General features: G+C 70.2%; 20 protein-coding genes. 12 read left to right on the top strand and 8 right to left on the bottom strand.

What is annotated here, in order from left to right; genetic code table 11:
* Both R2B38_RS34810 and R2B38_RS34805 read right to left on the bottom strand, forming a co-directional pair.
* A complete protein-coding gene (locus tag R2B38_RS34810) occupies positions 1-780 on the bottom strand; it encodes an SDR family NAD(P)-dependent oxidoreductase (RefSeq protein ID WP_318019778.1) in 780 nt (259 codons plus the stop codon).
* 3 nt (positions 781-783) lie between these two features.
* Positions 784-2,316 carry a long-chain fatty acid--CoA ligase gene (locus tag R2B38_RS34805; RefSeq protein ID WP_318019777.1) on the bottom strand — a complete coding sequence of 511 codons (1,533 nt, stop codon included), beginning with the start codon at positions 2,314-2,316 and terminating at the stop codon, positions 784-786.
* A 213-nt stretch (positions 2,317-2,529) separates the two neighbouring features.
* Here R2B38_RS34805 and R2B38_RS34800 point away from each other — a divergent pair, with 213 nt between their 5' ends.
* Genes R2B38_RS34800 through R2B38_RS34790 form a run of 3 tightly spaced genes read left to right on the top strand, consistent with a single transcriptional unit; the run spans position 2,530 to position 5,571 of the window.
* Entirely contained in the window at positions 2,530-3,342 is an 813-nt protein-coding gene (locus R2B38_RS34800; protein ID WP_318019776.1) for an enoyl-CoA hydratase/isomerase family protein, read from the top strand.
* A complete protein-coding gene (locus R2B38_RS34795) occupies positions 3,339-4,415 on the top strand; it encodes a 2,3-butanediol dehydrogenase (protein ID WP_318019775.1) in 1,077 nt (358 codons plus the stop codon). The genes R2B38_RS34800 and R2B38_RS34795 overlap by 4 nt, the downstream gene beginning before the upstream one ends.
* Position 4,416: 1 nt before the next feature.
* Positions 4,417-5,571: an acyl-CoA dehydrogenase family protein gene (locus R2B38_RS34790; protein WP_318019774.1), complete on the top strand. Its 1,155-nt coding sequence runs from the start codon at positions 4,417-4,419 to the stop codon at positions 5,569-5,571.
* 43 nt (positions 5,572-5,614) lie between these two features.
* Here the strand turns inward: R2B38_RS34790 and R2B38_RS34785 are convergent, their stop codons facing one another.
* Complete coding sequence (locus tag R2B38_RS34785; protein ID WP_033279363.1) at positions 5,615-6,322, bottom strand: TetR/AcrR family transcriptional regulator; 708 nt, start codon at positions 6,320-6,322, stop codon at positions 5,615-5,617.
* Between the two features lie 141 nt (positions 6,323-6,463).
* On the opposite strand from R2B38_RS34785, the gene R2B38_RS34780 reads away from it, so the two are divergent.
* Positions 6,464-8,446 (top strand): dehydrogenase E1 component subunit alpha/beta, encoded by a 1,983-nt coding sequence (locus R2B38_RS34780; RefSeq protein ID WP_318019773.1) that lies wholly within the window; start codon positions 6,464-6,466, stop codon positions 8,444-8,446.
* A 61-nt stretch (positions 8,447-8,507) separates the two neighbouring features.
* Here R2B38_RS34780 and R2B38_RS34775 read toward each other — a convergent pair whose 3' ends face one another.
* Positions 8,508-9,557: a cyclase family protein gene (locus tag R2B38_RS34775; RefSeq protein WP_318019772.1), complete on the bottom strand. Its 1,050-nt coding sequence runs from the start codon at positions 9,555-9,557 to the stop codon at positions 8,508-8,510.
* A gap of 156 nt (positions 9,558-9,713) precedes the next feature.
* Here R2B38_RS34775 and R2B38_RS34770 point away from each other — a divergent pair, with 156 nt between their 5' ends.
* Entirely contained in the window at positions 9,714-10,112 is a 399-nt protein-coding gene (locus tag R2B38_RS34770) for a nuclear transport factor 2 family protein (RefSeq protein WP_318019771.1), read from the top strand.
* Positions 10,113-10,162: 50 nt separating this feature from the next.
* On the top strand, positions 10,163-10,561 hold the full coding sequence (locus tag R2B38_RS34765) for a nuclear transport factor 2 family protein (protein ID WP_318019770.1): 399 nt from the start codon (positions 10,163-10,165) through the stop codon (positions 10,559-10,561).
* A gap of 66 nt (positions 10,562-10,627) precedes the next feature.
* Here R2B38_RS34765 and R2B38_RS34760 read toward each other — a convergent pair whose 3' ends face one another.
* Complete coding sequence (locus tag R2B38_RS34760; protein ID WP_318019769.1) at positions 10,628-12,256, bottom strand: NAD(P)/FAD-dependent oxidoreductase; 1,629 nt, start codon at positions 12,254-12,256, stop codon at positions 10,628-10,630.
* Positions 12,257-12,500: 244 nt separating this feature from the next.
* Here R2B38_RS34760 and R2B38_RS34755 point away from each other — a divergent pair, with 244 nt between their 5' ends.
* From R2B38_RS34755 to R2B38_RS34730, 6 genes are read left to right on the top strand one after another with little or no spacing between them, the layout of a single operon-like run.
* Entirely contained in the window at positions 12,501-12,896 is a 396-nt protein-coding gene (locus R2B38_RS34755) for a carboxymuconolactone decarboxylase family protein (protein WP_318019768.1), read from the top strand.
* 58 nt (positions 12,897-12,954) lie between these two features.
* On the top strand, positions 12,955-13,695 hold the full coding sequence (locus R2B38_RS34750) for an SDR family NAD(P)-dependent oxidoreductase (protein ID WP_318019767.1): 741 nt from the start codon (positions 12,955-12,957) through the stop codon (positions 13,693-13,695).
* Between the two features lie 44 nt (positions 13,696-13,739).
* Entirely contained in the window at positions 13,740-14,945 is a 1,206-nt protein-coding gene (locus R2B38_RS34745; protein WP_318019765.1) for an NAD(P)/FAD-dependent oxidoreductase, read from the top strand.
* Between the two features lie 28 nt (positions 14,946-14,973).
* Positions 14,974-15,168 carry a ferredoxin gene (locus R2B38_RS34740; protein ID WP_033279370.1) on the top strand — a complete coding sequence of 65 codons (195 nt, stop codon included), beginning with the start codon at positions 14,974-14,976 and terminating at the stop codon, positions 15,166-15,168.
* Positions 15,169-15,216: 48 nt separating this feature from the next.
* On the top strand, positions 15,217-16,458 hold the full coding sequence (locus tag R2B38_RS34735; RefSeq protein WP_318019764.1) for a cytochrome P450: 1,242 nt from the start codon (positions 15,217-15,219) through the stop codon (positions 16,456-16,458).
* A 37-nt stretch (positions 16,459-16,495) separates the two neighbouring features.
* Entirely contained in the window at positions 16,496-17,413 is a 918-nt protein-coding gene (locus R2B38_RS34730; protein WP_318019763.1) for an SDR family NAD(P)-dependent oxidoreductase, read from the top strand.
* 45 nt (positions 17,414-17,458) lie between these two features.
* On the opposite strand, the gene R2B38_RS34725 is transcribed toward R2B38_RS34730, so the two are convergent.
* The 3 genes from R2B38_RS34725 to R2B38_RS34715 all read right to left on the bottom strand — a co-directional run bounded on the left by R2B38_RS34725 (position 17,459) and on the right by R2B38_RS34715 (position 23,348).
* Positions 17,459-18,184, bottom strand: a complete 726-nt coding sequence (locus R2B38_RS34725) for a class I SAM-dependent methyltransferase (protein WP_318019762.1) — start codon at positions 18,182-18,184, stop codon at positions 17,459-17,461.
* Positions 18,185-18,346: 162 nt separating this feature from the next.
* The gene (locus R2B38_RS34720) at positions 18,347-20,809 is read right to left on the bottom strand and encodes a SpoIIE family protein phosphatase (RefSeq protein ID WP_318019761.1); all 2,463 of its coding nucleotides are present in this window, start codon (positions 20,807-20,809) and stop codon (positions 18,347-18,349) included.
* Between the two features lie 148 nt (positions 20,810-20,957).
* Positions 20,958-23,348, bottom strand: a complete 2,391-nt coding sequence (locus tag R2B38_RS34715; protein ID WP_318019760.1) for an MFS transporter — start codon at positions 23,346-23,348, stop codon at positions 20,958-20,960.
* Positions 23,349-23,450: the final 102 nt, after the last annotated feature.

The raw sequence follows: 23,450 nt of genomic DNA, 5'->3' as shown, positions 1-23,450 counted from the left end.
CTACCGCGCGGTCCAGCCGCCGTCCACCGTGAGGGTCGTCCCGGTGACGAAGCGGGACGCTTCGGAGGCGAGGAAGACGGCGGCTCCGCCGAGTTCCTCCACGTCGCCGACGCGGCCCAACGGCGTGCTGTCGACGATGCGTTCACCCCAGCGGCTGGCCAGCAGGCCGGAGCTGAGGTCGGTGTGGAAGTAGCCGGGCGCGAGGGCGTTGACGCGGACCCCGCGGTCGGCCCATTCCACGGCGAGGGACTTGGTGAGGGCCTCGACCCCGCCCTTGCTGGCGGCGTAGGCGGCGATCCGCTCGAAGCCGGTGCGGGCGTGCACCGAGGAGACGTTGACGATCGAGCCGGACCGCTGCTCCAGCATCACCTTGCCCGCCTCGCGGCAACAGTAGAAGGTGCCTTGGAGGTTGACGTCGATGACCTGCTGCCAGTCCTCGTCGGTGACGCGCTCGCTGCGGGTGAAGTGGGGGCTCGTACCGGCGCAGTTGACGACCGCGTCGAGTCGGCCGGTGTCGTCGGTGATACGCCCGACGATGGTCCGTACGGCGGTGGAGTCGGCGACCGAGCCGGGCAGGACCAGCACCTTGCCGCCGTGGGCGGCGAGTTCGGCCTCCAGACTCTCAAGATCCGCCGCCGTACGGGCCGTTGCCGCCACGGTGGCACCCGCCTGGGACAGGGCGACGGCGATCGCGCGTCCCAGCCCCTTCCCCGCGCCCGTCACCCACACCGTCCGTCCGTCGAGCCGGAGTTGGGCATTCACGTCGTTCACGTCCGTCATGGCTCAGCCCTTCGCGGGGAGGTCGCGCAGGGTCCGCTTGAGGACCTTGCCGGACGGGGTGCGGGGCAGCTCGTCGACGATGTCGAAGCGGGCCGGCACCTTGAACTTGGCCAGGCGCGCCCGGCAGAACTCCCGTAGTTCCTCGGGCCCCGCGCTCTCGCCGGGCCTGAACACCACGAAGGCGCGAGGGACTTCACCCCAGCGGGGGTGGTCGATCCCGACCACGGCGGCCTCCAGGACGGCCGGGTGCTCGTACAGCACCCGCTCCACCTCGGGCGTGGCGATGTTCTCGCCGCCGGAGACGATCATGTCCTTCTTGCGGTCGTCGATGAAGAGGAAGCCGTCCTCGTCGACGTGCCCGATGTCCCCGGTGTGGAACCAGCCGTCCCTGATCGCCGCCGCCGTGGCCTTCTCGTCGCGCCAGTACCCGGCGAAGACCTTGGGCCCGCGCAGGGTGATCTCGCCGAGCTCACCGGCGGGCACCTCGTGGCCGGTGTCGTCGACGATCCGCACGCGCGTGTGCGGCACGGGACGCCCGACCGAGCCCAGCTTGGACAGCGCGTGCTCGCGGTCGAGGAAGGTGTCGCCGGAGACGGTCTCGGTCAGGCCGTAGGCGTCGGCGAACCAGGCGTTGGGGAACGCGGTCATGATGCGCCGGAGCACCGGTTCGGGGGTCTTCTCGCCGCCGCCGAGGATGAACCGCACCGAGCTGGTGTCGTACTCCTCGCGGCCGGGGACCTCCAGGACCGCGTTGACCATGGCGGGCGCCAGCCAGACATTGGTGACACGGTGCTTCTCGATCTCCGCCAGCACGGCCTGCGGGTCGAACCTGCGCTGGAGTACGACACCGCCGCCCGCGTACAGGACCCCGAGGGCCGGCATGTCCAGACCGCCCACGTGGTAGAGCGGCCCGCAGACCAGCGTGGTGTCCGCCGCCGTCAGACCGAAGTGGACGATGTGGGCGAGGTTCTTGGCCTGGAGGTTTCCATAGGTGATGCGGACGCCCTTGGGCCGTGAGGTGGTGCCGGAGGTGTACATGAGCCGCTGGAGGTCGTCGAGCCCGACGTCCACGGGCTCCACCCGCTCCCCCTTGTGTCGGGCCAGCAGCTCCTCGTAACCGATCCACGGCTCGTCGAGCAGGTCACCGCCGATCACGACCCGGTGCTCCAGGTCCGTCAGACACCCGGCGCTGCGCTCCACCGCCCCCACGAACTCCGGCTCGGTGACGATCACCTTGGCCTGGGCGTGCCCCAGGATGTACTGCCATTCCTCTTCGGAGAGGCGGTAGTTGAGCGGCAGGAAGACCGCGCCGAGCTGATTGGTCGCGTACACCAGCTCCAGGAACTCCGGCTGGTTGTAGAGCAGCAGGCCTACGACATCGCCGCGCCCGACGCCCAGTTCGGCCAGGCCCGCCGCCAACTGGTTCACCCGCTCGTGCAGTTGGCGGACCGTCAGAGAACGCTCGCCCTGGACGACGGCGACGGCCTCGGGCCGCTGCGCCAGGTGGTAATCGAGGATGCTCGCGAAATTGTGCACGGCTCACTCTCGCTCTGTGGTGTTCGGCGCTGAACACGGCTCGACCACGGCTCATGGGGCAAACCGGATCCCGACCGGTCGGTTGCCCACTCACATAATTTAGTGTACCCCTTGGTCTATAAAACCTATGAGCCGCACTTTACGACGGCGCGTGCGCGACGACAACCATCCGAGCGCACGTGCCGCCGCTTCAGCCGACGAGGAGGGTTCTTCGTGCCACGCATCCGGCTCGACACCGACGGACCGGTCGTCACGGTCCGCCTCGACAACCCGCCGATGAACGCCTTTGACTCCCTCCAGAGAGAGGAGCTGGCCACCTGCGTGCGCGGGCTGGCCGACTCCCCCGCCGTACGGGCCGTGGTCCTGCACGGCGGCGAACGGCTCTTCGCCGCCGGCGCCGACATCAAGGCCCTGGCCGCGATGGGCCCGGAGGAGATCCGCGGCTGGAACCGCGCGTTGCAGCGCACCTTCGACGAGGTCGCCCGCCTGCCCATGCCGGTGATCGCGGCGGTCACCGGCTACGCCCTGGGCGGCGGCATGGAACTGGCCCTGGCCGCCGACTACCGCGTGGCGGCACAGGACGCGGTCTTCGCCCAGCCGGAAGTGCAGTTGGGGATCATGCCGGGCTCGGGCGGCACCCAACGCCTGACCCGCCTGATCGGCCCGTCCCGCGCGAAGAACCTCCTGATGACCGGCCGCAGGGTGAAGGCGGAGGAGGCACTGCGCCTTGGCCTGGTGGACGAGGTGGTCCCCACGGGCGAGGCCCTGAAGGCCGCCCTGGCCTATGCCCGCCAGCTGTCCGAGGGCCCACCGGCAGCCTTGGAAGCCATCAAAGAGGCTGTCGACCACGGCACGGACGCAAGCATGTCAGCAGGCCTGGCCCTCGAACGATCCCTGTTCACAGGGGTGTTCGCCACGGCGGACGCAACAACGGGACTACGCAACTTCCTGAGCCGCAGCACACCTAAGGGGCGCGGGGAACTGCGCGACCAGCCCCCACCGGCGGACAGCCACAACACAACATGAAAGGGGCGGAAAACATGGAGGCACTCGTCTGGCACGGTGCACAGGATCTCCGTTTTGAAGAGGTGGCCGAGCCCCCTGACCCGGCGCCCCACGAGGCCGTCGTAGAAGTGACGTGGTGCGGAGTCTGCGGAACGGACCTGCACGAGTACCTAGAAGGCCCTCACATGATCCGAGAGGGCCCCCACCCCCTCACCGGCACCAAACCACCCCTCGCCCTGGGCCACGAACTCAGCGGCACAGTAGTCGCGTTGGGAGCGGAACTGCCCGGCGTCAAGGTCGGCGACCGAGTGACGGCGGACCCGGTCTGGCGCTGCGGCACCTGCTTCTGGTGCACGCGCGGGGAGTACCACATCTGCCCCAAGAGCGGCTCCGTCGGCCTCGCCTCCCCCGGCGCCTTCGCAGAACGCGTCACCGTCCCGCTGGCCGGCCTCACCCGCCTCCCGGACAACGTGAGCGACGAACTCGCCGCCGTGGCCGAGCCGTTGGCGGTAGGCCTGCACGCGGTGACCCGGGCCGGCGTCAAACCGGGCGACAACGTCCTCGTGGTCGGCGGCGGCCCGATCGGCGTCGCCGTGGTCCTCGCCGCCCAAATCGCGGGCGCCGCAGGCCTGTTCGTGAGCGAACCCCTCGCCGGCCGCCGTGAGATGCTCCTCGGCATCGGCGTCACCGAGGCCTTCGACCCGCGCGAGACGGACGTACGGCGTGAGGTGTTCGTGCGGACGAACCGCATCGGCCCGGACGTCGTCATCGACGCGACCGGCGTACCCGCGCTCGCCGGGCAGGCCGTGTCGATCGTGCGACGCGGCGGACGGGTCGTGCTGGCCGGGGTCGGACACGGCAGCGTCGAGTTCGACATGGGCCAACTCGTGTTCTACGAGCGGTCGGTGGTCGGCACGCTCGGCTACAACTTCGACATCCCGCGTGTGATCGATCTGATGAGTACCGGACGCCTGGACGCCTCCGCCCTGATCACCGGCCGTTTTCCGCTCTCGGGAGGAGCCGGTGTCTTCGAGGACCTGGCCGCCGACCGGGCCAAGCACCTGAAGGTGCTGCTGACCCCGAAGGGACTGTGACATGGACTTCGACCTGCCCGAGGAGACCCTCGCTCTCCAGGACATGGTCCGCGAGTTCGCGGCCAACGAGATCACGCCCCACGCGGCCGGGTGGTCCGAGAACGAGATCTTCCCGACCAAGGTCTTCACCAAGCTGGGCGAACTCGGCCTGATGGGCATGCTCGTGCCGGAGGAGTACGGCGGGGCGGGCTCGGACACGGTCACCTATGTCGCGGTGATGGAGGAACTCGGCGCCGCCGACCAGTCGGTGGCCTCCTCGTGGAACGCCCACTCGACCATCGGCACGCTGCCGCTGCTCGCGTACGGCACCGAGGAGCAGAAGCACCGCTGGCTGACGCCGCTGGCCAAGGGCGAGGCGATCGGCGCGTTCGGGCTGACCGAGCCGGACGCCGGCTCCGACGCGGCCGGTATCGCGACCACCGCCCGCCGCGCGGACGGGGGTTGGGTGATCAACGGCACCAAGATGTTCATCACCAACGCGGGTACCGACATCAGCCAGGGCGTCACCCTGCTCGCCACGACCGGCAAGGGCGCGGACGGCCGTAAGGGGTACGCGACCTTCTATGTGCCGACGGGCACGCCCGGGTACACGGTCGGCGCCAAGCTGAAGAAGCTCGGCTGGCACGCCATGGACACACGGGAGTTGGTGTTCACCGACTGCTGGGTCTCCGACGACCATCTGATCGGCGAGGAGGGCAACGGGCTCAGGCAGTTCCTGTCGGTCCTCGACGGCGGCCGGATCAGCGTGGCGGCGCTGGGCCTCTCGCTGGCGAAGGCGGCGCTGGCGCTGGCGGTCAAACACGCCAAGGAACGGCACCAGTTCGGGCGTCCGCTCGCGGACTTCCAGGCGGTCGCGCACAAGATCGCCGACATCGGCACGGAGTACCAGGCCGCCCGTTGGATGGTCTACCGCGCCGCGTGGCTCGCCGACCAGGGGCGTCCGCACAGCACGGAGGCCGCCATGGCCAAGCTGTACGCCTCCGAGGTCGCCAACCGGGCGGCCTCCCAGTCGCTGCAGATCCACGGCGGCTACGGGTACGTACGGGAGTCGGAGATCTCCCGTTTCTACGCCGACGCCAAGATCCTGGAGATCGGCGAGGGCACCAACGAGATCCAGCGCAATGTCATCGCCAGGGCCCTGGTCCAGGGCGCGTGAGCGGGCGGGATCCGCGGTGCGCGGTGGCGCACCGCGGGTCCGGTCAGCTCGCCACGGCGACCGCTTCCCACAACGCCTCGGGATCGAGGGGCAGTTCGGGCCGGGCCCGCTTGAACTCGGCGGCCAGCGCCTCGACGTCCGGGAGGTCGCCGACGGACGCGGCGAAACCGCGGAACAGGGTCGAGCAGTACTCGCCCGACAGGAACGCGGCGTCCCAGCTGCCGTCCGGCCGCACCCACTGGTAGGTGTGGTTGTGGAGGTTGAGGAACTGGAGGGTGGCCAGGTGCGGTTCGACCGCACGGAAGGTCCCCTCCTCGACGGCCTCCGTGAGCAGGCCGGTGATCAGCAGCTCGAAGTCGGAGCGCTGCCGCAGCACGATCTCCAGTTCCTTGCCGCTGAGGCTGCGGTAGTCGTGCTCGTAGACCCAGATGTGGTCGAGCCTGCGGAAGATGATCGTCAGCAGCGACTCGGACAGCAGCCGCAGCCGCAGCAGCGGGACCTCGTCGAGGGCCGCGATCTCCTTGGCGCGGGCCAGCAGCGGGCCGAGCACCCGCGACTGGATCTCGATCAGCAGGTTCTCCTTGGAGCCGATGTAGTAGTACAGGGCACCCTTGGCGAGCCCGACCGCGCGGCCCAGGTCGTTGATGGAGGTCGCGGCGTAGCCCTGCTGCGCGAACAGGGACGCGGCGGTGTCGATGATCTTCTGGCGTCTGACTTCGAAGCCCGGCCCATGACCCGGCGGTCGTGGCATCTCTTCTCTCCCCTTGCCGTGACGACGTGCGTGCTGTCCCGGGGCCGCACAGGCGCCGGATCGTGGCACGCCTGGGGGAAGCAGTCCCGGGGACGTCGCTCTAGTTTGCTAGACCAAACGGTACATTAAAGCGAGGACCGTATGACTCAGGCATCGCATCACACCGGCACCGGCTCCGCACAGACGGACCGGCTCCTGGAGATGTACCGGCGGATGCGCCGCATCCGCCGCTTCGAGGAGCGGGCGTCCGACCTGTACAAGGCGACGGAGATCCCGGGCTTCCTGCATCTGTCGATCGGCCAGGAGGCGAGCGCCGTCGGCGCCTGCTGGCCGCTGGGCCCGCGGGACGGCATCACCTCCACCCACCGCGGCCACGGCCACGTCCTGGCCAAGGGCCTGGACTCGGCGTCGATGATGGCCGAGCTGATGGGCAAGGAGGCGGGCACCTGCCACGGCCGCGGCGGCTCGATGCACATCGCGGACCCCGGTCTCGGGATCTACGGCGCGAACGGCATCGTCGGCGCGGGCCTCCCGATCGCCGCCGGGGTCGCCACCGCCGCGAAACTGCGGGCGGCCGGTGACGTGGTGGTGGCGTTCTTCGGGGACGGGGCGGTGGCCCAGGGCATGTTCCACGAGGCCGTGAACCTGGCCGCCGTATGGGATCTGCCGGTCGTCTTCCTCTGCGAGAACAACCACTACTCCGAGTTCTCGCCCGAGGCCGAGCAGCACCGCGCCCCGCTCTCCGCGCGCGCCGCCGGATACGGCATCGAGTACCAACACGTGGACGGCAACGACGTGTTGGCGGTGGCGCAGACGATGACCGGGATCGTCGCGCGGCTGCGCGCGGGCGGCGGCCCGGTCCTGCTGGAGGCGGAGACGTACCGCTGGCACGGCCACTACGAGGGCGACCCTGAGCGCTACCGCCCCGCCGAGGAGGTCGCCGCCGCCAAGGAGCGCGACCCGCTGCTGATCGCCCGCCGGCAGTTGGACAAGGCCGCGGCCGACGCCGTGGACGAGGAGGTCGACAAGGAGATAGAGGCGGCGATCGACTGGGCGAGGAGCCTGCCGGAGCCCGCCCCGGAGACCCTGCACGACTACGTCTCCGCGCCCCGCCTCGCCGTCGCCGAGCCCGCGCCGCTGCCGGCCGACGCCGAGATCTTCCGGTCCATGGACGCCGTACGACTGGCCCTGGAGCATGAACTCACCGCCGATCCAACGGTGTTCGTCGCCGGGATCGACGTCGGCGCGGGCGGCAACGTCTTCGGGCTGACCCGCGGGCTCGCGCAGGCCTTCCCCGGCCGGGTGCGGGACACCCCGATCAGCGAGAGCGCCGTCGTCGGTACGGCGGTGGGGGCGGCCATGGCGGGCATGAAGCCGGTGGTCGAGATCATGTACATGGACTTCATCGGCGTCTGCCTCGACATGCTCCTCAACCAGGCCGCCAAACTCCGCTTCATGACCGGCGGCCGGGCCTCGATGCCGCTCGTCGTCCGCACCCAGTTCGGCGCCGGCCGCTCCTCGGGCAGCCAGCACTCGCAGAGCCTGGAGGCCATCCTCGCCCACATCCCCGGCCTGACGGTGGTGATGCCGTCCAACCCGGCTGACACCTATGGCCTGTTGCGCGCCGCCATCCAGGACCCCAACCCGGTGGTCTTCGTGGAGAACCGGCTCCAGTACGGCCTCAAGGGCCCCAAGCCCCCGGCCGACCACCTGATCCCGCTCGGCAAGGCCAAGGTCGTCCGCGAGGGCACAGACATCACCCTCGTCTCCTGGTCGCGGATGGTCCAAGACGCCCTGGCAGCAGCCGAGTTGCTCGCCGGGGAGGGCATCAGCGTCGAGGTGATCGACCTGCGCACGATCTCCCCGCTGGACCGCGAGACCGTCCTCGCGTCCCTCGCCAAGACCAACCGCCTGGTCATCGCGCACGAGGCGGTACGGGACTTCGGCGTCGGCGCCGAACTCGCCGCGATGGCCGTCGACGAGGGCTTCTGGACCCTGGACGCCCCGGTCACCCGGGTGGCACCGCCGCCGGTCCCGGCGCCGTACGCGCCCTCGTTGGAGCGGGTGTGGCTGCCCTCGCGGGACACGATCGCGGAGACGCTGCGGCGGATCGCCGCGGTCTGAACGGGACGTACGACGGAGGGGCCCCCGGAATTCCGGGGGCCCCTCCGTCGTGGATCAGCCGTCAGACGGTCGCGACCGGTGTCAGCGGACTTCCCTGTGTGCCCGGCAGGTTGAGCGGGGGCGCGGTGAGGAGGAAGCGGCTGCGGTCGTGCTCGCGCAGCCAGGCCGCCAGCTTCTCCAGGTACCACAACTCGCCGAGCGGGACGCCCAGTTTGAAGAGGCAGAGGTTGTGGATCGGGAGCAGCGAGTGCGGGGTGTTGTCCTCGGGGCCGACGCCGACGCCCTCGACGGCGTAGTTGTCCGAGACCAGCGCGGAGATCTGCGACTCGGCGATCCACTCCAGGAGCGCGGGGTCGAACGCGTCGAGGTAGGAGGCCGTGGTGTGGATGCCCACGGGGTCCGGGTTCTTGCCCCAGGCCATCACCGCGGTGTCGAAACCGGTGTGCAGGAGGAGCATGTCACCGGGCTCGACGACGATGTTGTCCGCGGCCATGATCTCCTGAAGCGTCTTCAGGTTGACCGGCTGCCAGGCGTTGCCCAGGTGGTGGGCCAGGTCGACCAGGACGCCCCGGCCCTGGACCCCGTGCTCCGCCATGTGCTCCAGGCCGAGGTGGCGGGCGAAGCCGAGGGTGCCGCTGCCGTCGCCCTTGGCGTCCTCCTGCGGTCCGACGATGTCGGTGTCGGCGCGGAACCCGTTGTAGTAGACGGCCTCGGCCACGCCGTCACCGTCCGCGTCGAACTCCTGGCCCTGGTGGGCGAGCGCGTCCCACTGCGTCGAGTACTGGAGCCAGAGGGTCACCACGTCGTCGGACCACACATCCGTGAGGTGCGGCGAGAAGTGCTCCCGCCCCCTGATGTTGTAGAAGACGTCCTGCTTGTGTTCGAGATCCTCGGTGGGCCGCAGGATCGGAGGGTAGCGCCGCTGGTTCAGCTCGCTCCCGCCCGGATAGTCGAGCGGCAGGCTCAGGCTGAAGCTGATCCCGTGCTCGACCTCACGGACCCCCTGCAGAACCTTCTCGGGGGTGAGCAGGTTGATCCGGCCCAGTTCGTCGTCCTCGCCCCAATCGCCCCACGTAGAGCCCGGCGGACGCTGCTTCCAACGCTTCGTCATGATCACGCCTCCTTCGGCGACAGTCCCCGTTGACCAGCCGCCCGCATGTTATTTGTGATTGTACCGATCGGTCAACGAATCCGACGCGCACCCCTCCCTTTATCTTCGACTCATCAATAGACTGAGTGGTCGAAACACCCGACCTTGGAGCGAAGAATGAGCGAATCCACACAGGCGTGGGTCGTGGCGGGCGTACGGGCCGTACTCGGCGCGCACACCCAGGCCCAGGACGCCGGCCGCACCGACGACGTCGTCGCGCAGTACGCGCCCGACGGCGTCCTGGAGATCCCGGGCATGGATCCGGTCGAGGGGCGCGACGCGATCCACGCGGCCTTCAAGGGCTGGGAGCCGGTCCGGCCGCAGCTCCACCTGGTCACCAACACCGTCGTGACGTCCACGGGCGAGGACGAGGCCCGCGCCCTGAGCGACGTGGTCTTCCTCCAGCGCGGCGACGCGGGCTGGGCGGTGGGCGTGGTCGGGCACTACGACGACACGCTGCGCCTGCATGACGGCACCTGGCTGCTGCAGCGCAGGAAGACCACCTATCAGGCGTAACCGCCGTCCCCCGCACCCTTCTTGACCTTCCTTCCCGACCCTGGAGTGAGATGACCACCACGATCGACGCGTCCGTCACCGCGGCCGTACAGACCGCCATCGCCGCCTACGCCCAGGCCCTGGACGCCGGACGGGCCGACGACATCGCCGACCTGTACACGGCGGACGGTGTCGCCGAGATAGTCGGCATGGCCAAGTTCGAGGGCCGCGAGGCGATCCGGCAGGGCTTCGGCGGATTCGCGCCCCAGGCACCGCAGTTGCACCTGATCGCCAACACCGTCGTCACCTCCGCGACCGAGGACGAGGCGACGGCCACCAGCAACCTGGCGTTCTTCGCGCGCGGCGACTCCGGCTGGAGCGTCCAGATGGTCGGGCGCTACGACGACGTGCTGCGCCGCGAGGACGGCGTCTGGCGCTTCCGGCAGCGGGTGACCACCTTCGCGGAGTAGGAGCAGCGCGCGGGAACCCGGACGCCCGTGCCGCCCACGTCCAGGGCGGCACGGGCGTCCGGGCGTTCAGGCGTCCGGGGCCTCCGCCTTGGAGAGGACGAACGTCGGGAACTCGTTCTCCTTCACGGCCTTGATCGCCTCCAGGAGCGCCCACCGGCCCGTCGGGTTGAGGAGCTGCTTGACCGGCTTGCCGGGGATGTTGCCGCCGTAGAAGTAGCTGCTCTCCAGGAAGGAGGACATCGTGCTGTTGTTCATGCTGTCCGTCCACTCCTCCTCGGCGGCCTCGGTCACCTCGACGACGTCGTAGCCGTGGTCGCGGGCGTGGACGATGGCGTCGGTGACGATCTCCACCTGGTCGCCGGCGTAGCGCGGGTTGTTGCCGGTGGCGCCGTGCGGGCCGCCGGGGAAGAAGAAGTTGGGGAAGCCGGCCGTGGCGACGCCGAGGTAGGTGCGCGGGCCGTCCGACCAGTACTCCTTCAGCGGAAGACCCTGACGGCCCTGCACACCAAGGCGGTTGAGGGCGCCGGTGCCGAAGTCGTAGCCGGTGGCCCAGACGATGATGTCGAACTCCTCGACACCGTCGGCGGTTTCGATGCCGTCCTCGGTGATGCGGGTGATCGGCGTCGTGTTGATGTCGACGAGCGAGACGTTCGGCTTGTTGTACGTCTCGTAGTAGCCGGTGCCGAAGGGGGGCCGGCGGCCGCCGTAGCCATGGGCCTTGGGGATCAACTTGTCGGCGGTCTCAGGGTCCTTGACGATGCTGCGGATCTTGTCGGCCATGAACGCGCACCACTCCGCGTTGACGGTCTCGTTCGACAGCATGTCCATGTAGTGCTCGGTGAGCTTGGTGAAGCCTGGACCGTTCCAACGCTCCTCGTAGAACGCCTGGCGGTCCTCCGGGCTGTCGTCGAGCCCGGAGCGCATGACGATCTGGTGCAGGAAGCCGCTCGGCGAGGTGTTCAGCGTCTCGCGGATGGACTCGAAGTTGGCCTTCAACTCCACTTGTTGTTCAGGGGTGATGGGCTCGTTGTTGAGCGGCGTGAGCCAGTCGGCGTCCTTCTGATACACCGTCAACTGTGCTACGTCGTCGGCGATCGCGGAGATGATCTGCACGCCGCTGGAGCCGGTGCCGATCTGCGCCACCCGCTTGCCGGTGAAGTCGATGGGCTCCTTCGGCCAGCGCGCGGTGTGGTGCTGCGCGCCGCGGAAGTCGTCGCGCCCCGGGATGTTCGGGATGAACGGCACGGAGAGGTTGCCGGTGGCCGCGACGACGTAGCGGGCCCGCACCTCGGTGCCGTCGCTGCCCCGGACGGTCCAGGTGCCGGAGGGCTCGTCGAAGACGGCCGAGGTCACCTTGACGCCGGTGCGGATGTCGCGCCGCAGGTCGAAGCGGTCGACGACGTGGTTGAAGTAGCGCTCGATCTCGGGCTGGCCGGCGAACCGCTCCGACCACTCCCACCCCTCCCACAGCTCCTTCGAGAAGAGGTAGCCGTAGGTGTAGCTCTCCGAGTCGAAGCGCGCCCCGGGGTAGCGGTTCCAGTACCAGGTGCCGCCCACGCCGGTGCCCGCTTCGAGGAGGCGCACCGAGAACCCGGCCTCGCGGGCCTTGTACAGCTGGTAGATGCCGGTGACGCCCGCACCGACGACCAGGACGTCGACCTGGTCCGGGGCCGCCGGGTTCGAAGCTTCGCTCATTTGCCCTCCAAGGCGACTGGGGCTGCGGCTCGCACATGACCCTGGTTTGATAGTTCGACCAGTCGGTCGAATATTCAGACCGAGAGTAGATGAGGGGCTGGGCCCGATCAATGGCGATGACGGAGAGAGCTTGGACCAGCCATATCCGTTCAGGCATTGATTGTACCGACCGTTTGATCTAACTTTCGCTTGGGACGAATGCAATCGCAGGAACCGAGAGTCGTGCGGGAACCGGGAGTCGGGCATGAGCGCCGAAGACGTCAAGGAAACCAGCGATCTGCGCGTCGCGGGACTGAAAGCCCTGCGGGCCGCGCTGCCCGGGGTGGTCCCCGCGGAGGGTGATCTCGACATGCGGGACGGCAAGCTCGGCGAGGACCTCGTCGAGATCGGCCTGTCCACCGTGTGGGGCGCGCTGTGGGGCCGTGAGGGCCTCGCCCCGCGCGACCGCAGCCTGGTCACCCTCGGCATCCTGATCGCGCTCGGCGCCGAGACCGAGCTGAAGACCCACGTCCGGGTCGCCCTCACCAACGGCGTGACCAGGGACGAGCTGGCCGAGATCCTCTACCACTCCGCCGGGTACACCGGCTTCCCCCGGGCCGTCGCCGCCCGCGCCGCGGCCCGCGAGGCCCTGGGCGAATAGCCGAACGAACCACCGGTGCCCGTTCTCCGGCACCGCGCACGAGCGCAAGGGAGCGCACATGTCACTTCAAGGGAAGGTCGCCGTCGTCACCGGCGGCGGCCGCGGCATCGGCCAGGCGATCGCCAAGGTGCTCGCGGCCAGGGGAGCCGCGGTCGCGGTGTGGGACCTGAACAGCGAGGGCGCCGAGAAGACCGCGGCGGCCATCCAGGAGGCCGGCGGTACGGCGATCGCCGTCCCCGGCGACGCGGCCGAGGCCGGCGCCGTGGCCCGGGCGGCCGCCCGCACCCGCGAGGAGCTCGGCCCGGTCACGATCCTCGTCAACAACGCGGGCATCACGGCCTACGAGCCGTTCACGAGCATCTCCGAGGCGTCCTGGGACCGCATGATCGGGATCAACCTCAAGGGCCCGTTCCTGGTCACCAAGGAGATCGTGCCCGACATGGTCGAAGCCGGCTGGGGCCGGATCGTCAACATCTCCTCGTCCTCCGCGCAGACCGGCGCGCCCGCCATGGCCCACTACGCGTCCTCCAAGGGCGGCGTCATCGCCCTCACCCGGGCCCTCGCGGTCGAGTACATCGGCCAGGGCATCACCGTGAACCACGTGCCGCCCGGCTTCATCGACACCCCCCTGGTCCGCGAGGGCCCGGTCGACGTGGAGGCGGCCGCCGCCACCATGCCGATGAAGCGGGCCGGCGAACCGGAGGACATCGCCTACGCGGTGGCCTACCTGGCCTCCGAGGAAGCCGCCTACGTCACCGGCCAGACCCTCAGCGTCAACGGCGGGCGCTATCTGGCGTGAGCGCCCGCACCGACCATCGCACCAACGCTGCAACGGAGCAGAACATGAGCATCGAGGACGACACCGGGTCCGTGGCCCACGTGCTGGTGGTGGGCGCCTCCGCGTCCGGGCTGACCACGGTGGAGGCCCTGAGGCGCAAAGGGTACCCGGGCCGGATCACGGTGCTCGGAGCCGAGCCGCACGCCCCGTACGACCGTCCGCCGCTCTCCAAGCAGATCCTCTCCGGCGCCTGGGAACCGGGCCGCGCCGCCCTGCGCACCGAGGAGATGCTGTCCGGCCTCCACACCGAGTTCGTGCTCGGCGACCCGGCGGTAGCCCTGGACACCGCGACCCGGACCGTACGCACCGAGTCCGGGCGCGAACTGAGCGCCGACGCGATCGTCATCGCCACCGGCGTACGGCCCCGAGTCCTGCCCGGACAGAGCGAGTTGACCGGTGTGCATGTGCTGCGCACCCTCGACGACGCGCTCGCCCTGCGCACGGATCTGCTGGCCGGGTCCCGTCTGGTGGTCGTCGGCGAGGGGGTGCTCGGCTCCGAAATCGCCGCCACCGCACGGACGTTGGGCCTGGAGGTCACCCTCGCGGGCCCACTGACGGGACCGCTGGCCCTCCAGGTGGGCCCGCTGGTGTCGGGACTGCTGGCGGAGCTGCACACCGAACGGGGGGTGCGACTCCGGCTGGGCAACGGCGTCGTGGGGCTGACCGGCGCCCAAGGCCGGGTCACCGGCGTCGAGTTGAGCACCGGCGAGGTACTGCCCGCCGATGTGGTCGTGGTCGCGATCGGGGCGACCCCGGCGACGGAGTGGCTGGCCGACAGCGGGCTCGAACTCGACAACGGCGTGGTGTGCGACTCCCGTTGCCAGGCCGCGCCGGGGATCTACGCCGTCGGTGACGTGGCCCGCTGGCACCATGAACAGCTCGGCCGGCTGATCCGGCTGGAGAACCGCACCAACGCCACCGAGCAGGCCATGGCGGTCGCCGGGGCGATCCTCGGCGAGGACCGGGCGTACGAGCCGGTGCCGTACTTCTGGACCGATCAGTTCGACGCCAAGCTCCAGGTGCACGGGTTCCTGCCGGCGGATGCCGAAGTGGACGTCGTGGACGGGGAGTTGGCTGCCCGCCGGTTCGTCGCGCGCTACCGCAGCGGGGGCCGGGTCACCGGGATCCTCGGCTGGAACATGCCCAAGCAGGCCAGACAGCGCCGTCAGGAGATCGTCGACGCGGTCCCCTCCCCCGCTCCCGCCCACTGAACGACCCGGAACGATCAGGAGAGTTGCCATGAAGGTTGTCGTCGACGAGGACAAATGCGTCGCCGCCGGGCAGTGCGTAGCCGCCGCCATGGACGTGTTCGACCAGCGCGACGAGGACGGCATCGTCGTCCTGCTGAACGAGAACCCGCCGGCCGAACTGGCCGACGACGTACGGAACGCCGCGGCGGTGTGCCCCGCGCTGGCGATCCGCATCGAGGAATAGCCCCCAGCTGTACTCCCCCCACCCTCACCCTCATCTGGAGGAACGACCATGTCCGAGGCCGAGACGGAACTCGCCGCCCCTGACGCGGAGTTGTTCGACTACCCGGGCGCACGCGACCGCGCCTGCCCGTTCGCCCCGCCCGCCGGACTGCGCGCCCTGAACGAGACGGCACCCGTGTCCCGGGGCCGGATCTGGGACGGCAGCACCCCGTGGCTGGTGACCGGGCACGCCGCGCAGCGCGTGATCCTGTCCGACCCGCGGGTCAGCTCCGACGACAAGCAGCCCGGGTTCCCGTACCCGAACGAGGCGATGGCGGAGAACGCTCCCCATCACCCGCTGACCATCTTCAACGCCGACGGCGCCGACCACACGCGGATCCGCCGCATGATGACGGCTCCGTTCACGCGCAACCGGATGGAGAAGCTGCGGCCGGAGATCCAGCGGTTCACCGACGAGCTGATCGACAAGATGCTCGCGGGCCCGAACCCGGCGGACCTGAACGCCGCGCTGTCGCTGCCGCTGCCCTCGCTGATGATCTGCGCGCTGCTCGGAGTCCCGTACGAGGACCACGAGTTCTTCCAGGAGCACGCCTCGCTGGCGACCCGCAGCGACAAGACCGCCGAGCAGGACCGGGCGGCGAACCAGGCGCTCGGCGGCTATCTGGCCGGGCTGCTCCAGAAGCGGATGGAGGAGCCGAGCGACGACGTCATCTCGGACTTCGCCGGGCGGATCAAGGCGGGCGAGGTCACCCTGCCCGAGGCCGTGATGCTCTGCATGATCCTGCTGATCGCCGGCCACGAGACCAGCGCCAGCATGATTACCCTGGGCACCGCCCTGCTCCTCCAGAACCCCGAGCAACTCGCCCTGCTGCGTGGGACGGACGACCCCAAGGTCGTCGCGAACGCCGTCGAGGAGATCCTGCGCTATCTGACGATCCCGGCGCTCGGGCAGCGGCGGATCGCCGCCGAGGACATCGAGATCGAGGGCGTCACCATCAAGGCCGGCGAGGGCATCGTCGTCGCGCTGCCCGTGGGCAACTGGGACCCGGCGGCCTTCCCCGAGCCGGAGAGGTTCGACATCTCCCGCGAGGCACGGCACCACCACGCCTTCGCCTGGGGCATCCACCAGTGCCTCGGCCAGCAGCTCGCCCGCATCGAACTCCAGGTCGTCTACGGCACGTTGTACCGCCGCGTCCCGACCCTCCGACTGGCCGTCGGTTTCGACGAGTTGAGGTTCCGCCGCGACGACGCGCTCGCCTACGGCCTGCACGAGCTGCCGGTCGCCTGGTAGCACCCACGCTGTCACCCGCACACAACTGGAGTCACCCATGAGCGAGTTCGGCTTCGAAGGACGCGTAGCCGTCGTCACCGGCGCGGGCCGCGGCCTCGGCCGCGCCTACGCCCGCCTGCTGGCGGAGCGCGGGGCGAAGGTCGTCGTCAACGACCTGGGCGGGTCGATGGAGGGCGAGGGCTCGGACGCCGGACCCGCGCAGAAGGTCGTCGACCAGATCGTCGCCGCCGGCGGGGCGGCCGTCGCCGACACCCACGACGTGTCCACGCCGGCCGGCGGCGAGGCCATCATCGGCACCGCGATCGAGACCTTCGGCCGGATCGACGTCCTCGTCAACAACGCCGGCATCATCCGGTACGCGGGCCTGCCGGACATCGAACTCGACAACCTGGAACGGCACTTGGCCGTCCACCTGCTCGGCTCCTTCAACACGATGCGGGCCGCCTGGCCGCACTTCGTCGAGCAGGGCTACGGCCGGGTCGTCCTGACCACCTCCAGCGGCATGTTCGGCATGGACAACAACCTGTCCTACGCCGCCGCGAAGGCCGGCACGGTCGGTATGGCCCGCAGCGCGAAGCTGGCCGGAGAGCCGCACAACATCAAGGTCAACCTGATCGCACCGGCCGCGATGACCCGGATGGGCGGCGGCCCCGAGGAGGAGCCGACGGAGACCGTGGAGGGCATGCCGTACATGCCGTCGTCGGCCGTCGCACCGATGGTGGCCTACCTCGCGCACGAGAGCGTCCCGGTGAGCGGGGAGATCTACACCGCCGGCGCGGGCCGGTTCGCGCGGGTGTTCCTGGCCTCGACGGAGGGGTACGCGCACGAGGGCGGCGACGCCTCGGTCGAGGACGTGGCGAAGAACTGGGACGCGATCAACGACGAGAAGGGCTACTACGTGCCCGCGGACCTGATGGCGTGGTCCGGGTCGTTCCTCAAGCACCAGTTCGGCTAGACCGGTCGGGGGAGGCGGTGAGCCGCCCCGCCTCCTCCCTCCTTCTCACTGTGCGCGGCTCACGATCTGCCACTTCGACGGCAGTTCGATCCGGGCGCCGTCGTCCCTGAACTCGGTGGTGATCAGGGGCAGTTCACCGCTCGCGACGACCGTGAGGCCGGCCGCGCGCAGGAGTTCGGGCACCTCGTCGTCGGCGACCTCGCCGGGGACGATGCCGTGACGCAGGACCGGGGCGAGTTTCGCGGGCGGTCCGGCCGGATCCTGGGCCAGTGCGCCCAGGATCGGTCGGGCGGCCTCGGCGAGTTCGACGAGGAACGCGTGGCCGCGCTCGCCGATGAGCGTGGCGATCCCGTCGACCAGCGGCTGCCGGTCGTCGGGATCCACCTGGTGCAGTACGCCCCTCATATAGACGTTGGCGTCGCCGAGTTCGGCGTGCAGGGTCTCGACCTCGGTCTTGTCGGCGGCGTCCAGCAGCCGGTAGGCCGCCTGCCCCGCCGGGTCGGCGTGCCGGGCGTGGTCGAGGGCCGCGGCGGACAGATCGGCGCCGACCACATGGCTGAACCGGTCCGCGAGGAACCGGGTCTGCGTACCGTTGCCGCAGCCGAGGTCCACCATCTGCAGACCGGGATCGCGCAACTTCGGCTCGAACAGGGCGAGATGGAGCCCCACCGTCTGCGCCGCCGCCGCGTCCCAGAAGACGGCTCCCTGTCCGTCGGGCGCCTCGCGCCAGAAACCTTCCCAGGCCTCCCGGTACCGACTGGTCACGCTCATGCCCAACTCCCCAGGATGCGAGGCCGTTCCGCCATAAGTGACGGGCCAGTACGGTCTATCGCGCCCCGGTCCCGCTCACAAGCACACGGCGCATTCCTTCACCGCTCATTCGACCGGTGTACGCCGTTGTGCGCCCCTTGCACCCCCTCGGTCGCACCCGCTTCAGCGGCGCGGCAGGGTGAGTTCGAACCACACGGTCTTGCCCGTGGTCGTACGGCTGGCGCCCCATTCGCGGGCGAGCACGCCGACCAGGTGCAGTCCGCGGCCGAACTCGTCACCGGGGCCCGCGCCGAGCAGGGACGGCAGCGTGGGATCGTCGTCGTCCACCTCGCACAGCAGCGTGTCACCGCGTATCAGGCGCAGCGCGATCCGGCGGCCGTGCGAGTGCCGTACGGCGTTGGTGACCAGCTCGCCCGCCAACAGGGCCGCGTTGTCGGCGAGTTGGGCCAGGCCCCACGCGTGGAGCTGTTCGCGGACCGCCGCGCGGGCCCGGCCGGCCTCGACCGGGTCGAGGGAGAGCCGCCACTCGGCGACGTCGTCGGGCTCGATGCCGTTGAGGCGGGCCATCAGGAGGGCGACGTCGTCCTTGCGGCCGCCGCGGGTGTTCAGAGTGCGGATGATGGTGTCGCAGGCGTCGTCCATGGACGCGGCCGGATGCGCGGCCGACTCGCTCAGCGTCGCGAGTCCTACGCCGATGTCCTCGCCGCGCACCTCGACGAGCCCGTCGGTGCACATCACGAGCCGGTCGCCGGGCGCCACGCGCACACGCACCGCCTCGAAGGGCACCCCGCCGACGCCGATGGGCGCACCCGTGGGCAGGTCGAGCAGCTCGCTGCGGCCGTCCCCGGCGCGCACGATCACCGGCGGGATGTGGCCCGCGTTGGCGATGTGGAGTTCGCTCGCGATCGGGTCGTAGACGACGTACAGGCAGGTCGCGAGGTACGAGTCGCCGAGGCGTTGCGCCAAGTCGTCGAGGTTGCGCAGGAGTTGGGCGGGCGGGAGGTCCATGGCGGCCATGGTCTGTACGGCGGTGCGCAACTGGCCCATCATCGCTGCCGAGTTGAGGCCGTGGCCCATGACGTCGCCGACCACGAGCGCGGTGCGGGCGCCGGGCAGTTTCACCGAGTCGAACCAGTCGCCGCCGACGCGTCCGAGCAGCGTGCCCGGCAGATAGCGGGTGGCGATGTCGCAGCCCGCCATGCGCGGCGGGATGTGCGGCAGCATGCTGTCCTGGAGCGTCTCGGCGACGGACTCCTGGTAGGTGTACATGCGCGCGTTGTCGAGCACCAGGCCTGCCCGGGCGGCGAGTTCGGCGCCGGTGACGCGGTCCATGTCGTTGAACTCGACGCGCTCCGGGTGGCGCAGCAGGATCATGAAGCCGAGGACGACGTTGCGGGCCTTGAGCGGGACGACCAGCATGGAACGGCCGGTGATCAGCGGCCGGATGTCGCGCTTCTCGAACTGCGAGGCGATCATGTGCCCCATCTGTTCGCTGATGCGCGGCACGAGGACGGGTTCGCCGGTGGTCATGCACTGGAAGAACGGCGTGTGCGCGGGGAACGGCATGGCCTCGCCGACCGGTACGACGTCGTCCCAGCGGCCGGGTTCGTCGGTGTGCTCCAGGGCGACCCGGTGCCACATGGTCGTGGTGTCCGGCACGCCGTCCGGGAACCCCTCACCGGCGACGACCTGCTCACGGAGGTAAGTCCCGGCGACATCCGTGAACTTGGGGACGACGGCCTTGCTGACCTCGACGATGGTCTGCGCCAGGTCGAGCGAGGTGCCGATGCGTCCGCTGACCTCGTTCAGGAACTCCAACCGCTCGCGTACGGCGACGTATTCGAGGTCCTCGCCCTCGTCCGCGACCTCCTGCGGAAGGGGAAGTCCCTCGGCCGCGGCGAGGACGGCGCGCTCGCGGCGGGCCTTGCGCTCGGCGCGGCGGGCGACGCCCCAGTCGGGGGTCACCGGCACCCGCTCGTTCTGGCTGAACTCCAGGACGGGATAGCCCAGTTCGAGGACCTGGGCGACGATGCGGGCGCTCTCGCCGACGCTCATGCTGGGCAGGATCTCGGGGAGCCTGCGGGCGAGTTCGTCGGCGCCGGGGAAGTCGGTGTGCAGGGCGAAGCCCGGTGCTATGCGCTCGAAGGCGCGGTCCGCTTCCGGGAGGTCCTGGCGCAGGCCGCCCGCGTCGGCGGCGAGCACGAGCAGCCGTTCCTGTCCGGGACCGACGAGCGGATAGGCCCACCACAGGACGTCCACACGGTCGTGCTCGGGGACGGTGAGGCGGGCACGTCCGGCGGCCGGGTAGGAGAGGCGCCCGTCGAGGGAGGACTCCAGGTCGGGGCCGAGTCCGTCGTAGGCCGTGAACCCGCCGTAGGGACTGGGCTCCTCGTCGTCGGGCAGGGCGCCGGAGACGGGGAGGAGGTCGAGAGCCGGCTGGCCGATCGCCTCGTCCTTGGTGGCGCCGAACAGACGTCGGGCGCCGCGGCTCCAGTGCGAGACGAGGCCGTCGCGGTCGACGAGGATCACGGCGAGGGGGACCCGGCCCGTCGCGGTGTGTTCGAGCACCACGTCGTCCCCGGCCCCGCGGCCGGGAGGTGTCTCCCGCTCGGTGCCACGGTCCATGGCCCAGGCCCTCTCTCCCCACGGCTCCGCAAGATCTGTACCGCCACTCACCACGCTACGGGGGCGACCGGTGGCGATGTGTGGCATTCCTGGAATTGGTTCCACTCCATCGCACCGGCGCACGCCTGCGCGCTCCATGGGGCAGGAGTCAGTCCTCGTGGCCGAGTTGGAGATCGCGCTCGGTGCGTCCCCCGCCCGCCACTTGGAGCACGGTGGCCACGGGCGGGTACCCGGCGGCGATCACCGTGTACTCGCCGGAGGACAGATCGACGAACCGGAACGTTCCGTCGGGTCCCGTGGTGAGCGTGTCCACGACGTTGCCCGCCGCGTCGAGCAGCGTCACGCGCGCGTCCTCGACGGGCCGCCCGCCGCTCGCCCTGACCGTGCCGCGCAGCACGGCGCCGCCGGCGAGTTCGACGTCCTGGCGGGTCTCGCGGGACGCCTGCACGCTGACCGGGAGCGCGGCCGGGCGGAACGCGGGCGCGCTCGCGGCGAGGGTGTACTCGCCGGCCACCAACTCGCTGATGACATAGCCCCCTTCGCGCCCGCTGCGCGTACTGGCCACGACCTCGCCGTGCACGTTGGTGAGCGTCACGGCGGCCTCCCGCACCGGGGTGCCGTCCGCGGTCAGCACACTCCCGGCGAGGCGTCCGGCGCCGCCGAGGACGACGTCCAGCTCGACGGGCCGCTCGCCGACGGTCACGGACACCGCCTGCGGCTGATGTCCACCGGCCGCCGCGATCAGGACGTACGACCCGGAGCCGGGCGTCGACAGCGCGTACCGCCCGTCCGCGCCGCTGGCACCGCGCCCGATCTGCTGTCCGGAGACGTCGATGAGGGTGAGCGCGGCTCGGGGCACGACGGTCCCGTCGGGGTGTTGGACCGTTCCACAGACGGGGATTCCGGCCGCGTACGACGAACGCGCCTGCGGAATCGGGGAGTTGAGGGGCGCGGTCTCGGACGTCTCGGCGGGGGCGTTGTGGGACACCAGCGGTTTCTCCTTGAGGAAGAAGGCGATGAGCAAGCCGAGGGCGAGCACCGGCACCAGGTAGAGGAAGATCCGCGGCATGGCGTCGGCGTACGCCTGGATGTAGCCGTCGCGCAGGGCCGGGGGCAGCGTGTGGACGAGCTGCGGGGTGATGGACTCGGGGTCGGGAAGGCCGGCACCCGCGCGCGCGGGGATGCGGTCGCGCAGGGCGTCGGTGAGCCGGTTGGCGAAGAGGGTGCCGAAGATGGCGGCGCCGACGCTGCCGCCGATCTGCCGGAAGTAGTTGTTGGCGCTGGTGGCGGTGCCGAGGTCGGCGGGCCGTACGGAGTTCTGCACGGCGAGGACGAGGACGGGCATCACCATGCCGATACCGGCGCCGAGGACGGCCATCCAGACGCTGTACTGCAGCCGGGAGGTGTCGACTTCGAGCCGGGACAGCAGCCACATCCCGAGGGTGGCCAGCGCGCTGCCGAGGAGCGGGTAGATCTTGTACCGGCCGGTGTGGCTGATGAGTTGGCCGGAGATGATCGACGCGCCCACGATGCCGCCCATCATCGGCAGCATCAGCAGTCCCGACTCGGTGGCACTCGCCCCGTCGACCATCTGCAGGAAGGTCGGCAGATAGCTGGCCGCCCCGAACAGCGCGACCCCGATCACCAGGCCCACGAGGGCGGTGACGTTGAAGACGGCGTCCTTGAACAGTCGTAGCGGGATGAGGGGTTCGGGCGCGAAGCGCTCGGCGACGAGGAAGAGGACCGCGGCGGCCACGGCTCCCGCGCCGAGCCCGAGGATGACGTGCGAGCCCCAGGCGTACTCGGTGCCGCCCCAACTGGTCAGCAGGACCAGGCATGTTGAGGCAGCGGCAAGGAGGAGTGCGCCGAGGAGGTCTAGGCGCGCCTTGGCGGTCGGCTTCGGCAGTTTGAGTACGACGGTCACGACGGCGAACGTCACCACGCCGAAAGGCACGTTGATGTAGAAGCACCAGCGCCAGGAGAGGTGGTCCGTGAAGTAGCCGCCGAGCAACGGCCCCGCCACGGAGGCGAGTCCGAAGGTGGCGCCGATCAGGCCCATGAAGCGGCCGCGCTCCCGGGGCGGCACGATGTCCGCGATGATCGCCTGCACGCCGATCATGAGTCCGCCGGCGCCGATGCCCTGCACCGCGCGGAACGCGATGAGTTGGTCCATGGACTGGGCGCGGCCGGAGAGCGCGGAGCCGATGACGAAGACGCCGATCGCGAACTGGAACACGCTCTTGCGGCCGAGGAGGTCGCCGAGTTTGCCGTAGACAGGCAGGCCGACCGTGGAGGTGAGGAGGTAGGCGGTGATCGCCCAGGACATCTTGTCCAGGCCGTGCAGTTCGCCAACGATCTTCGGGAGCGCGGTGGCGACGATCATCTGGTCGAGGGCCGCGAGCAGCAGTGCGAGCATCAGGCCGAGGAACACCAACCGCACGCGGCGCGGGCTCAGTTCGGCCTTCTCGACGGGTGCGGGGACGGGGGTCTCCGGGGGTGCCGGGGCCTGTTCGTCCTGCACCAGAGTCGTCCCGCCCACGTACCGCTCCCCTCGTCGCGCCTGCCGCACAATTCCCGCTTTAGGCGACAACTGCGAGCAAGCGTGACGAGTTACGGCGTACGCCCGGCTCGAACGGAGATC

The sequence above is a fragment of the Streptomyces sp. N50 genome, assembly GCF_033335955.1.
GTDB lineage: Bacteria > Actinomycetota > Actinomycetes > Streptomycetales > Streptomycetaceae > Streptomyces.
Note: the sequence above shows the minus strand (reverse complement) of the source record. Positions and strands in the feature narration are given on the sequence as shown.

Excerpts from the sequence above, each read along its gene's own strand:
- R2B38_RS34720 (WP_318019761.1), bottom strand. The coding sequence starts at position 20,809 with ATGGACCGTGGCACCGAGCGGGAGACACCTCCCGGCCGCGGGGCCGGG.
- R2B38_RS34760 (WP_318019769.1), bottom strand. The coding sequence starts at position 12,256 with ATGAGCGAAGCTTCGAACCCGGCGGCCCCGGACCAGGTCGACGTCCTG.
- R2B38_RS34740 (WP_033279370.1), top strand. The coding sequence starts at position 14,974 with ATGAAGGTTGTCGTCGACGAGGACAAATGCGTCGCCGCCGGGCAGTGC.
- R2B38_RS34795 (WP_318019775.1), top strand. The coding sequence starts at position 3,339 with ATGAAAGGGGCGGAAAACATGGAGGCACTCGTCTGGCACGGTGCACAG.
- R2B38_RS34745 (WP_318019765.1), top strand. The coding sequence starts at position 13,740 with ATGAGCATCGAGGACGACACCGGGTCCGTGGCCCACGTGCTGGTGGTG.
- R2B38_RS34750 (WP_318019767.1), top strand. The coding sequence starts at position 12,955 with ATGTCACTTCAAGGGAAGGTCGCCGTCGTCACCGGCGGCGGCCGCGGC.
- R2B38_RS34755 (WP_318019768.1), top strand. The coding sequence starts at position 12,501 with ATGAGCGCCGAAGACGTCAAGGAAACCAGCGATCTGCGCGTCGCGGGA.
- R2B38_RS34810 (WP_318019778.1), bottom strand. The coding sequence starts at position 780 with ATGACGGACGTGAACGACGTGAATGCCCAACTCCGGCTCGACGGACGG.
- R2B38_RS34785 (WP_033279363.1), bottom strand. The coding sequence starts at position 6,322 with ATGCCACGACCGCCGGGTCATGGGCCGGGCTTCGAAGTCAGACGCCAG.
- R2B38_RS34765 (WP_318019770.1), top strand. The coding sequence starts at position 10,163 with ATGACCACCACGATCGACGCGTCCGTCACCGCGGCCGTACAGACCGCC.
- R2B38_RS34780 (WP_318019773.1), top strand. The coding sequence starts at position 6,464 with ATGACTCAGGCATCGCATCACACCGGCACCGGCTCCGCACAGACGGAC.
- R2B38_RS34770 (WP_318019771.1), top strand. The coding sequence starts at position 9,714 with ATGAGCGAATCCACACAGGCGTGGGTCGTGGCGGGCGTACGGGCCGTA.
- R2B38_RS34775 (WP_318019772.1), bottom strand. The coding sequence starts at position 9,557 with ATGACGAAGCGTTGGAAGCAGCGTCCGCCGGGCTCTACGTGGGGCGAT.
- R2B38_RS34725 (WP_318019762.1), bottom strand. The coding sequence starts at position 18,184 with ATGAGCGTGACCAGTCGGTACCGGGAGGCCTGGGAAGGTTTCTGGCGC.
- R2B38_RS34730 (WP_318019763.1), top strand. The coding sequence starts at position 16,496 with ATGAGCGAGTTCGGCTTCGAAGGACGCGTAGCCGTCGTCACCGGCGCG.
- R2B38_RS34735 (WP_318019764.1), top strand. The coding sequence starts at position 15,217 with ATGTCCGAGGCCGAGACGGAACTCGCCGCCCCTGACGCGGAGTTGTTC.
- R2B38_RS34790 (WP_318019774.1), top strand. The coding sequence starts at position 4,417 with ATGGACTTCGACCTGCCCGAGGAGACCCTCGCTCTCCAGGACATGGTC.